The following is a 10936-nucleotide window of genomic DNA, read 5'->3' on the forward strand; positions in this document are numbered from 1 at the left end:
ACGCGCCCGTCTGACGGCGCACGCGGCACCCCCATGCGACCGCTCGATCACGCCTCGACGCATCTGGGCCACTTCACTGACTTGGAGACATCTCATGACCGACCACCGACCCCTTCACCGACCCCAGAACCCACGTTCTCTGCGGCGCCGCGGCTTCCTCACGGGCACGCTCGGCATCCTCGCGCTCTCCGCCTGCGCGCCGCAGTCCAAGGCAGCCGGGTACCTCAGCCCCGACGACCCCCGCATCGGCGAAGTCGAAACCGCTCGCGACACCACCGGCAACACGGTGACCGTGGACCTCACCGCTGCGGCCTCGACCCTGCAGATCGGCGACACGACCGCTCAGACCTGGAGCTTCGGCGAGATCCCCGCACCGGTCATCCGCATGACCCGCGGAGACCGACTGAAAGCCACCGTGCGGAACGATCTGCCGGAGGACACGACCGTCCACTGGCACGGGCTCGCCCTGCGCAACGACATGGACGGGGTGCCCGGAGTCACCCAGGACCCCATCCCTGCCGGCGGGTCCTACACCTACGACTTCATCGCCCCGCATCCGGGCACGTACTGGTTCCATCCGCACGTCGGAACGCAGCTCGACCGCGGACTCTACGGCGCCCTCATCGTCGACGATCCCGAGGAACCGCTGAACTACGACCGCGACTGGGTGATCATCCTCGACGACTGGCTCGACGGCGTCACTGCGACACCCGACGACGTCCTCACCGAACTGTCCAAGGGAATGGGCGGCATGGGCGGGATGGACCACGGCGGAATGAGCGGCCCGATGCGCATGGGCAACACGCTCATGGGGGCGAGCTCCGATGTCCTCGGCGGCGACGCCGGCGACGTCTTCTACCCGCACTACCTCGTCAACGGGCGTGGTCCCGACGATCCGGAGATCTTCGACGCGAAACCGGGCGAGAAGATCCGCCTGCGCATCATCAACGCCGGCGGGGACACCGCGTTCCGTGTCGCGCTCACCGGGCACCGCCTCACCGTCACCCACACCGACGGATTCCCCGTCGAGGCCGGCGATGCCGCCGTGGCTGACTCCCTCCTCATCGGCATGGGAGAGCGCTACGACGCCATCGTCACCGTCGGTGACGGCGTCTTCGCCCTCGTCGCCGAGGCGGAGGGCAAGGGAGCGCGCACGCATGCTGTGCTGCGGGCTGGGTCTGGCCAGGTGCCCGGAGTCGACCGCGACCTTTCCGAATTCGTATCGGCTCCGCTGGCTGCCGAGGCGCTCACCGCGGCCAAGGCCGTCACCCTTCTGCAGAAGAGGCCCGACCAGGAGCTGACCATCCGCCTGACCGGGTCGATGGCGAAGTACGACTGGGCCTTCGACGGGAAGCGCTTCGACCATGCGAAGCCACTGACGAACGCATGGAGCATCAGCGAGGGCGAGCGGGTGCGAGTGCGCTTCGTCAACGACACCGATATGTGGCACCCGATCCACCTCCACGGGCACACGTACCAGCTCGCCGACGGCGGTCCGCGGAAGGACACCTCGATCGTCTTACCGGGTGCCACGCTGACGATCGACTTCGACGCCGATAACCCGGGCCGGTGGCTCACCCACTGCCACAACGTCTACCACGGTGAGGCGGGGATGATGGGGGTGATCGCCTACCAGGCGTAGGCCTACCGGTCCTAGGCCGTCCAGGACAACCGGAGGACGTCGCTGCCAGCGAGCACGACAGCGGCGACGTCCTCCGGGCGGTGCCCGTGGCATCTCACCGCTCAGACATCCGACTGTTCCGTGGTGTGCTGCGATTTGGCTCCTCGCCACAGAGCCACGAACCAGATGAGGCCTGCGACGATGTGCATCGCCGCCAGTGTCGCCGTCGTCGCCTCAGTTGCCTGTACGGAGAGCGGTGCGGCGATGCTGACTGCGCTCAGTCCGAAACCCACGACGGCAAGGAATCGCCATCTGGATGATCGGCCTCGCCCGATTGCCGCCAGCGTCAGCGTGCCGATGGCGACAGATACGACCAGTGCGAGTAGGACAGCACCGATTCCCACAATCATCGTCGGTCCTCCCTGTGGCACCACTGTCATATCGACGCCGGCGAGTCCCGCAACGACGGCTATCACTCCATCCACGATTCCTGCCGCTGCGAACACGAACAGACCGGTACTCCACACCGATCGTCGCTTCTGTGATCTGGGTTCAGTGGCAGAGTCGTTCGCAATCGACGGTGTCCTCATGATGATCTCCTCTTCTCATTTGGGTGGTTCGATCGTGTTCCGGTCCGCTGAGCCCCGCGCTGCGGCGATGAGCGATTCGAGGACGGTGGTGAGGTGCCCGCGCAGGCCCGAGTCGGGCAGACAGTCGCTCCGGTTGAAGAGCTCCGTGGCTCTGGGGATGCAGACGGTGTCGGCGATCACGTCGGCGCCACTTCGCTCGAGAATCCGCTGAAGATCGCAAATCGCAGATCGTGCTCCTCCGGGTCCGGGACTCGCACCGATCACTGCGCATGGTTTGCCCCTGAGGACGGAGGTCGCAAACGGCCTCGACGCCCAGTCGACGGCGTTCTTCAGCTGACCTGGAACCGAACCGTTGTATTCGGGAGTTGCCACAAGGACGGCATCCGCTGCAGCGATGAGCGAACACATCTCATCGACCTCACCCGGGACTGCAGACTCATCGTCCGCGTCGAAAGGGGGGACCGCCTTGAGACCCTGATACTCGTCACACAGGTGTTGCGCAGGGACGACATCCATCGCCTCGTGCAGCAGCCTGCGATTGATCGATTGAGACCTGAGGCTGCCGACAATGCAGAAGATGCGCTGGGCGTCATGGTCGGTCATTGTGCGTCTCCTCGAATAGGTGATTTCGTCATCGATTTGAGTGATATCGTCACCTACTTATGTGACGGTGTCAAGTAAATGTTAGGATTCGATCATGAGCGAGCTGCCGAATTCAGATGCACCGTCGGTCCCGCAGGCATTGGGACGCCTCCGGATCGCTCTCAATGAGAGCTTCAGCCGAGCCAGCCGCGCCGAAGGCCTGACCCCTCAACAGGCGGAACTGCTCTGCTGGTCGTTCCAGCCTCATTCGATCAGCGAACTCGCAGAGCTCATGCGGTGCGAACGATCCAACGTCAGTCACCTGGTCAATCGCGCCGCCGCCCGTCATCTGCTCACGCGCTCTGCGGACTCCGAGGATGCACGAGTGAGCCGGGTGCGACTCACTGATCAGGGGCAGCGGGTCGCAACCCAGTTCATCCATCGACTCGAATCACTGACGGCCCCGATGCGGTCAGAATGGTCGACGGAGCAGTCAGAAGCCGCTTCGGTCCTGCTCACCGAAATCGCCGAATCCCTTGAGTCCCAGCCTCACGAGAGCTGACGACCACGCACACCGAAGGCCCTGAACCACACGATTCAGGGCCTCAGTCGCAGTTGCCGCCTCGGCGAAGGAAGGGACGGCCAGACCACGGCCACAATGACCCCGCACATGACGATGGCCCCGAACCAAAAGGTTCGGGGCCATCGTCTACGAGTTGCTGTCTCATAACTACTCGAGTGGAGGTAGCGCGACAGTGCTCGAACCTTGCCCCGTCCTTGCAGTTGGCGGTCTCGTCGCATCGGGCGATCCGTCGGCGGCGCAGGCCAGCGCCGGTATCGCCGACCTCGTCGCGAGCGTTGCCGCGTCCGGTTCCGCGGCTGACGGCAGCGATGTTGGGAGAGGCAGAGCGCCGGTACAGGGACGGCGAGATCCTGCGGGCGATCGCGGGTGATCTAGGGGTGAGTCGTCAGCGCCTCGCTGAGCGGTTGCGTGAGCGAGGGGTGCGGCTGCGCGGTGAGAAGCCGTCATCTGAGCAGGTTCGCGAGATGTGTCTGCGCTACGAGCAGGGAGAGTCGTTGGCCAGGGTTGGCGAACGGATGGGCTTCAACGCGAGCACGGTGCGGGTGAACCTGGTTCGTGCGGGTGTCGCGCTTCGTGATCCGCACGGGCGGGAACGGTAGACGAACAATGAGGAAGGCTCCGCTCTCGTCCAGTCGAGAGCGGAGCCTATCCGGTGGCTGTTGGCGGGTCAGCCGGCGGAGTCCTCCCTACCGGAGGGGTACGACCGCGGGGCCTCGGCATCGAAGTGCGCCTGCGTGACGGCGATCAGGCCCTCCGCGACGTGGTTCGTTGTGCGGTCTTTGGTGACGTGGATGTCGACTCCGGCGTCGTGGAGCTGCTGGACGACGGCGACGTGATCGGCGTACTTGGTGCCGAGCCGAGCAAGGTCGGTGACGATGAGCCCGGTCACGTCCTCCCGCTCGATGGCGTCGAGCACGCCAAGCAGACCGTCGCCGGTGCGCCCGATGTCGGTGAAGACCTCGATGACGGTCAGGCCGTGCTCGTCGGCGTAGCGGCGGCAGTCGGCTTCCTGCTGGTTCAGTCGGGTCGGGTTCTCCGCCGCGCTGCGCCGGTAGGCGACGGCGTTCACGATGCACCTCCGACTGCGACCAGAGCCTCATCCGGCACGCCGTGCGTCTCGGTTTCACGGCGAGCGGCGCGGCGCTGGCCGTGCTCGCGGTGCCGCGCGCCGGCGAGGGCGACGAGGCTCATCGGGCCGAGCCAGAGCATCTTGAGCGCGTTCCACGCGCACAGCAGCACGACAAGATGGAACCAGTCGGGACCGCCCTGCTCGATGTGGTCGGTCAGGAGCTTCGTGGCTGCGAGGTAGGGGGCGGCGAGCAGCATCGCGGGGATGCCCCATTTGAGGCCGCGGCGGCTCATCACGGCGTCGCGGATGCGGTGCGTCGGCAGGAACCGGCGAGCCGGGGCAACAACTTTGGCGGTGCGCTGGCTCCGCCGCCAGTGGCGGCGCACCAGTGCGGGGATGGGGAACATAACGAGCCTCCATTCGACACGTCGAACACTTATCGAGAAGCGGCGTGTTGGTGGTGGCCCGTGAAAGGGGGGCGGCCCCGAAGAGCCCTACAAGTTGGAAGCCTGCGCTTCACCTTCCACAGTACGCCGGACCGCGGACAAGCGGAACCCTTCATCGCGCGGACGGTGCACCTGCTCAGCAGTACTGAGCGGAAGGACACCGATCATGGCTTCTCTGGCTGATTTCGCCGATGGTGAGCGCACGGCCCGCGTGGTGCTCTCGATGGTCGCTGAGCCGGCGGACGCGAACGTGGGGCGTCTCCTGCGCCGTGAGGGCGGGATGGAGACGCTGCGGCTGCTCGATGCCGACGGGCCAATGCCAGGGATACGGGCCGAGGAAGCGGCGATCCTCCAGCACCGCACCCGCGTGGTGTCCTCGGGCGTCGATTTCGATGCGGTGCTCCGGCGGGCGCTCGACGGTGCGCATGAGCCGCTGATGCCCGGAGACGCGCACTGGCCGGCGTCAGTTGACGGGCTGGGTGACCGGGCTCCCTACGTGCTCTGGGCGAAAGGGGCGACCTCATTCCTCGCTGTCTCGGCTGTGGATCGGGTGACGATCACGGGCTCGCGTGCGTCGACCAGTTATGGCGATCACGTTGCCGCCGAGCTCGCGCACGATGCGGCGATGGACGAGCAGATCGTCGTCTCCGGCGGCGCCTACGGCATCGATGGTGCCGCCCATCGCGCTGTGCTCACTGACGCTGGGCACACGATCGCGGTGCTGGCCAGTGGCCCGGATCGTCTCTACCCGGCCGGGCATCGCGACCTGCTGGAACAGGTCGCCGACCGGGGTCTCGTGGTGAGTGAGCTGCCGCCGGGATCGGCGCCGACACGACACCGCTTCATCGCGCGGGGCCGCCTCCTCGCGGCCATGTCCTCGGCGACGGTGATCGTGGAGGCCGGGGCACGCTCGGGCGCGCTGAACGTGGCCCGCGAGGCGCAGGCCCTGGGCCGCAGCGTGGGGGCTGTGCCCGGCCCCGTCACGAGCGCGGCGAGCACCGGCCCGCTTCTGTTGCTGCAAGAAGGCACAGCCGCGCTGGTCTCCAACTCGCGTGATGTCACTGCGCTGATGAACGAACACCCGTCGACACCGGTACGGGACCGGGGCATGCAGAGCGGGCACACCCTGGATGGACCGGAGCTCGACCAAGATCAGCCGGGCCGTTCTCTCTGACTGGGCAGATTAGAGCGTGCGCCCCTGCCGGGCCTCCATCGTGAGGTCCGGCTGCTCGCGCTCCGGGCTCTGCCTATTCAGCTGTCTCGCACGCTTCAGGGCGGTCGCGGCGCGGGCGGCGTCGATTCTCTGCGCGTCCGACCCCGTCGCGGGGCCGAGCGGGGAGTCGTCAGTGATCTGGTAGCGATCACGGTAGGCGGCGACGATCCGCCCGCATTCACGCCACCGTGACGCCACCGCGTCCTGTGGCGTCGGGCCGAGGGCGGTCGTCCACGGTGCGCCCTCTTCGAGGTCGTGCACGAAGACAGCGCGGGCGCGTTGTTCGATGAGGGTTTCGCGTTCGGTGAGCGCCTGGCGCATCTCCGGGTCGGTGATCCCTTGGGCGTGCGGGATCAGTCCGGCGATGAGCCGCGGCGCCTGCCGGGTGCGCCCAGACCCGGCAGGCCGCGCGGTGGCGCGGGCGAGACGGTGATGCAGCACCGAGGCGATGTCGTCGGCATCGGAGAATCCCCGCGCCTGCACCAGCCGCGGCACGAGCGTGTCGAGGTCATGATGGTTGGCCTCAGCCCGGCGCAGTTCGGCAGACAGAGCACCATAGCTATCGGAGCCGAGCACGTCGTCGACCTGCTGCTCATCCAGGCCGGACAGGGTGAGTAGCTGCGCCCAGCGGTCGTGCTGTCCAGCCTGGGCGATGGTGTCGTACTCCGCGGCAAGCTGCGCGATCGACCCCCACCGTTCCTGCTCGACGGTGATGGTCTCGTGCGCCGACAACTCGGCACCGACGTGCTGGAGCACCCCGTAGAGCACGGATCGGGCGGTGACGTCGGGGGTATCGTAAGGGTGCGGGGCGACATGGGCGTCGTCTGCGGTATCGGTAGCGACGTAGGCGTAGTTCCCGTGCCGGCCGCGGGTCATCGCGACGTAGAAGTTCTCCCGCGTCGTCGTCGCCGTCACCACCGTGTGCGCAATATCGACCGTGATCCCTTGCGCGCGATGTCCGGTGATCGCGTAACCGAGCTCCACCTGCTCCGCCACGTACGATGCGGGCAACACCAGTGCGCCGCCGAAGCGGCGCCCCTCGGGGCGGACGGTGATCGACCCATCGGTGCTGACCGCGGTGACCGTCCACCGGTCGCCGTTGCGCACCCAGCTCTTTCCGTTCTTCGACCGCAGGCGTCGGTCGTTCTCGCGGGTGATGACCCGGTCGCCCTTGGCCGCCCTGGTGCCGTCGTGTAGGTCGACCTCCCGGCCTGGGGTGATGGTGCCGTCGAGGATCAGGTCGGCGCGGGCGCGCTCGTTGAGCTGGGTGACCGTCTCGTGGGCCTCGGCAACGAGGACCGACGCCCGCCCCGCGCGGGTGTCTTCGCGCCAGGCCGTGTAGGCGGCGTCTCCCATCGCGTCCTGCTCACCGCCGCGTACGCGGTCGTGCTCGATCAACGTGTCGATCGCTCCGGTGCGGCCATGCCGCAGGTCGAGGCTGGTGGTCTTCTCCCACGGGTGGGTGAAGCGGTGCACATCGGTGAGCTCGGGGGCGTCGTCGCGGTCGTGCACGAGCATCCCGAACGCCCCGCCCGCATCCACGGCTTGAAGTTGCGACCAGTCACCAACCAGCAGGACTTTCGCGCCAGCGGCTTCGGCGAGACCGGTGATGCGATCGAGTGAGCCGGTACCGGCCAGGGAGGCTTCATCGAGGATCACGAGCTGCCCCCGTGCGAACGTGGTCCCGTGGAGGAGGTGCATCTGCCACCAGCGGGCCGTGTTCTCCGTCTCGATGCCCAGTTCCTCGCCCAGCACCTGCGCCGCGGCCGCCGATGGGGCGAGACCCACGACGCTGCCGGTACCGTGCTGGTGCTCCCACGCCCGTTTCAGGGCGCTCATCGCCGTCGTCTTCCCGGCACCTGCGGGTCCGACCAGCACGTCCACGACGCGGCCGGAGACGGCGATGCGTTGGAGGGCTTCGGCCTGATCCGGGCCAAGCCGTCGCCCATCCGCATCGGGCCTGCTCGTGATCTTCTCGACCGTGGCGAGATCGACCGTCGGCCCGGTCGCCTGGTGCGAGCGGTCGAGGAGGCGATCTTCCGCGGCCAGCAGTTCCTCCGTCGAGTAGAGGACGGCGGAGGGGTGGCGGAACCGGCTCGAGCCGTCCGTGCGGCGGAACAGCAGCGGGCTCGACGCCAGCTCCGGCGGCGTCAACCTCAGCGACGCCTGCTCAGCCGCGTCGGTCACCATCCCAGTGACCGCCTCCCGGTCGCTAGCGGCGGCGAACCGGACGCCCATGAGTTGCCGGCTCGCCTCGGCGTGAAGGTTCCAGCGCCGCCACGTCGACCGTTTCTCACCCACCACCGCGACGACCGCCCGGCCGAGGTCGGTGATTGTATCCAGCGGCACATCATCAGCACGCAACACAGCCGTCTGCTCAGCACCGGCGGTGAGAGTGCGCGCCCACCCGGTCGCGTCCTCACCCAAGACTTCGCCGGCGCGGTGCCGCCAGTCCGCGGTGAGCTCCGCGAGCGAATGCATCCGCTTCTCCGGCCGAGTTGCGAGCGTCGCCTGCGCCCGCAACTTCACCACCGTCGTCGCCGACGGCTCCCGACCATGCCGCTCGATATAGGCGTCGATGAGCCGGGTCTTCTCCTCCTCGATCTGCCGAGACCGCGACGAGAACTCCGAGACCAGTTCATCGGGCACCGGGGCGAGCTCCCACGCCGGGTTCCGATCCCGACCCCGCTCCCGCACCTCCCAGCCGATCCCGAACGCCCCCGTGATCCGATCCGCCAACGTCGCGTTGTACAACTCAGACAGGGCGACGATCGAGGCGTGCACGGGCCGACCCGCCAGGGTCCGCCACTTCTGATCCTGCACCGTCAGCACCTTATTGCTGACCACGACGTGCGTGTGCAACTGCGGATCACCTGCCCGGCTGTCGTAGTGGTCGAACGCGGTCGCCAGGACGCCAGCGACATCGACATGCGCGACCGCTCCGTCGGGGCCGGCAGCGCCGACACGGGTGGTCGCAACCTCGCGTTCGAGGAACGCAACCATCTCCGCAACCGCCTGATGATGCGCATCCGCGATCAACGATTGCGTGCCCGCATCCGCAACACCCCACCATGCCGACAGCGACTTCGGCACCGAGAACGTCAGATCGTAGCCCGCGACCGCGCGGCGCGTGCCGCGCTCGGCCTCCTCCGCCTCGATCGCCGCGACCTGCTCCGCACGAGAGACCGGTCCCGACTCCGGGTCCAGATCGGCGACCCGTTGATCGACCCGTTCCTGCACGCTCGCGTACTGCCGGTACGCCTCGCCCAGAGGCTCCCCGGTGATGGGGTCGCGGCCCATCCCGACCAACAGTTGGAGCTGCGCTTCGGAGACTCGTCCGCCTTTGGTGAGTTCGCCTGCACCGAGGAACGGCAGGCCCGACCCCATCCAAAACCCGGGAGGAGTGCCCTCCTCCGTGTAATACCTCGTCAACGGAGTCGACAGGGAACGATCACCATCACCGGCGGCGACGGTGCGCAGCAGGTACCGGTAGCCGTCGCCGGCGCTCATCACTCGCATCGAGACCGTCATACCGACGAGGTGATCGCCCTCCCACGCCGCGACTCGGTGGAGACCCGGAGCGCACCCGGTTGGCGACGATACGTTGCAAAGGAAACCGACGACGAGGGAGGGCGAGCAATGGACTTTCAGACGGCGGTAGAGATCGTCACGGCAGATCAGAACGAGAACGACTGGGGCGAGGAGGGCCCGATGAGCCAGCACGAGGCGGTCGAGCACGTCCGCAACACCATGTCACTCGATGAGGTCGTGGACTACGGCGACGAGAACACCGAGGCCTACCGGCTCATCCTCTCCACGACAACGCGAACCGGCTGACCGACTGACCGACTGACCGACTGACCGACAACAGCCTTCCACGGCAACGCGCCAGGATCGAACCCCTTGATCCTGGCGCGTTTACGTATGCCTTCACGGCCGCACGGAGTCGAGCAGGTCAACCCCGACCGTCAACATAGATTGACGACAGGAGCCTCGCTTGAAAGACGTGTGGCGGCTCATTGCTAGGCCGCGAGAGGGTCGGAGCCGGAGAGGTCGGCAAGGAGCTCGGGTCTAGGGCTGGACCGTGCGGGCGGATCTGAGACGCGGGAGGCATGGTCGTGCTGTAGGCGGTGCGCGGGTGCACCTGGCAGGTGATCTACCCGGTTCGAGTCTCTTAGAGGGACTCGATCGCCGGGGTCATCGACCGGCCGGGGGCTCTCATGCACAACATCCCAGACGCGGAACGTCCGCCGAGAATCGGGTCGCTGTTCAGCGGGTACGGCGGGCTCGACCTCGCCGTCGAACACGTCACGGGCGGGCAGACGATCTGGTTCTCCGAGCTCAACGAGCCCGTCGCCCGCATCTTCGCCCACCACTGGCCCGACGCCCCGAACCTCGGCGACATCACCACGATCGACTGGGCCGGTGTGCCGCCCATCGACGTGCTGTGCGGAGGCTTCCCCTGCCAAGACGTCTCTACCGTCGGCAAGGGTGCCGGCCTCATGCCCGGTACACGCTCAGGCCTCTGGTCGTACATGGCGACAGCGATCGAGGCGTTGCGACCTCGACTGGTCGTGATCGAGAACGTGCGCGGGTTGCTCTCGGCCCGCGCAACCCGACAGGAACGAGGAGATGCTACCCATGACGACCGCAACCCCGCTGCAACCGAGGCGCGTGCAACCCTTCGCGAACTGGAACCCGACCCGTGGAGTCTGGGAGACGAGTCAGCTCGACCTCTTCGCGCGCTCGGCGCCGTTATGCGGAGCGGGTGATTATGCCGACCGGATCGCTAGAGGTCTGGGCTCTCGGCGTGAGCAGCGACTCCGGTCGGC

General features: G+C 67.3%; 10 protein-coding genes. 5 read left to right on the top strand and 5 right to left on the bottom strand.

The window, feature by feature from the left end; genetic code table 11:
• Nucleotides 1-94 precede the first annotated feature (94 nt).
• Nucleotides 95-1642, top strand: a complete 1548-nt coding sequence (locus AAHA49_RS14145) for a multicopper oxidase family protein (RefSeq protein WP_342038734.1) — start codon at nt 95-97, stop codon at nt 1640-1642.
• 101 nt (nt 1643-1743) lie between these two features.
• Here AAHA49_RS14145 and AAHA49_RS14150 read toward each other — a convergent pair whose 3' ends face one another.
• On the bottom strand, nt 1744-2211 hold the full coding sequence (locus AAHA49_RS14150; protein WP_342038735.1) for a DUF6069 family protein: 468 nt from the start codon (nt 2209-2211) through the stop codon (nt 1744-1746).
• Between the two features lie 15 nt (nt 2212-2226).
• On the bottom strand, nt 2227-2814 hold the full coding sequence (locus tag AAHA49_RS14155) for an NADPH-dependent FMN reductase (protein ID WP_342038736.1): 588 nt from the start codon (nt 2812-2814) through the stop codon (nt 2227-2229).
• Between the two features lie 94 nt (nt 2815-2908).
• Between AAHA49_RS14155 and AAHA49_RS17865 the strand changes: the two genes are divergently transcribed.
• On the top strand, nt 2909-3355 hold the full coding sequence (locus AAHA49_RS17865) for a MarR family winged helix-turn-helix transcriptional regulator (protein WP_425286522.1): 447 nt from the start codon (nt 2909-2911) through the stop codon (nt 3353-3355).
• Nucleotides 3356-4043: 688 nt separating this feature from the next.
• On the opposite strand, the gene AAHA49_RS14160 is transcribed toward AAHA49_RS17865, so the two are convergent.
• Nucleotides 4044-4445: a recombinase family protein gene (locus AAHA49_RS14160; protein WP_342038737.1), complete on the bottom strand. Its 402-nt coding sequence runs from the start codon at nt 4443-4445 to the stop codon at nt 4044-4046.
• A complete protein-coding gene (locus tag AAHA49_RS14165) occupies nt 4442-4852 on the bottom strand; it encodes a hypothetical protein (RefSeq protein WP_342038738.1) in 411 nt (136 codons plus the stop codon). The genes AAHA49_RS14160 and AAHA49_RS14165 overlap by 4 nt, the downstream gene beginning before the upstream one ends.
• 205 nt (nt 4853-5057) lie before the next feature.
• Between AAHA49_RS14165 and AAHA49_RS14170 the strand changes: the two genes are divergently transcribed.
• Nucleotides 5058-6065, top strand: coding sequence for a DNA-processing protein DprA (locus AAHA49_RS14170; RefSeq protein ID WP_342038739.1), 1008 nt, complete (start codon nt 5058-5060; stop codon nt 6063-6065).
• Nucleotides 6066-6074: 9 nt separating this feature from the next.
• Here the strand turns inward: AAHA49_RS14170 and mobF are convergent, their stop codons facing one another.
• Entirely contained in the window at nt 6075-9635 is a 3561-nt protein-coding gene (gene mobF / locus AAHA49_RS14175; RefSeq protein ID WP_342038740.1) for a MobF family relaxase, read from the bottom strand.
• Between the two features lie 9 nt (nt 9636-9644).
• Between mobF and AAHA49_RS14180 the strand changes: the two genes are divergently transcribed.
• Together AAHA49_RS14180 and AAHA49_RS14185 are read left to right on the top strand one after the other, a co-directional pair.
• Nucleotides 9645-9941 carry a hypothetical protein gene (locus AAHA49_RS14180; RefSeq protein ID WP_342038741.1) on the top strand — a complete coding sequence of 99 codons (297 nt, stop codon included), beginning with the start codon at nt 9645-9647 and terminating at the stop codon, nt 9939-9941.
• Nucleotides 9942-10324: 383 nt separating this feature from the next.
• Nucleotides 10325-10876 (top strand): DNA cytosine methyltransferase, encoded by a 552-nt coding sequence (locus tag AAHA49_RS14185; protein ID WP_342038742.1) that lies wholly within the window; start codon nt 10325-10327, stop codon nt 10874-10876.
• The last annotated feature ends 60 nt before the right edge of the window (nt 10877-10936 follow it).

The sequence above is a fragment of the Brevibacterium ammoniilyticum genome (assembly GCF_038429965.1).
GTDB classification, from domain to species: Bacteria; Actinomycetota; Actinomycetes; order Actinomycetales; family Brevibacteriaceae; genus Brevibacterium; species Brevibacterium ammoniilyticum.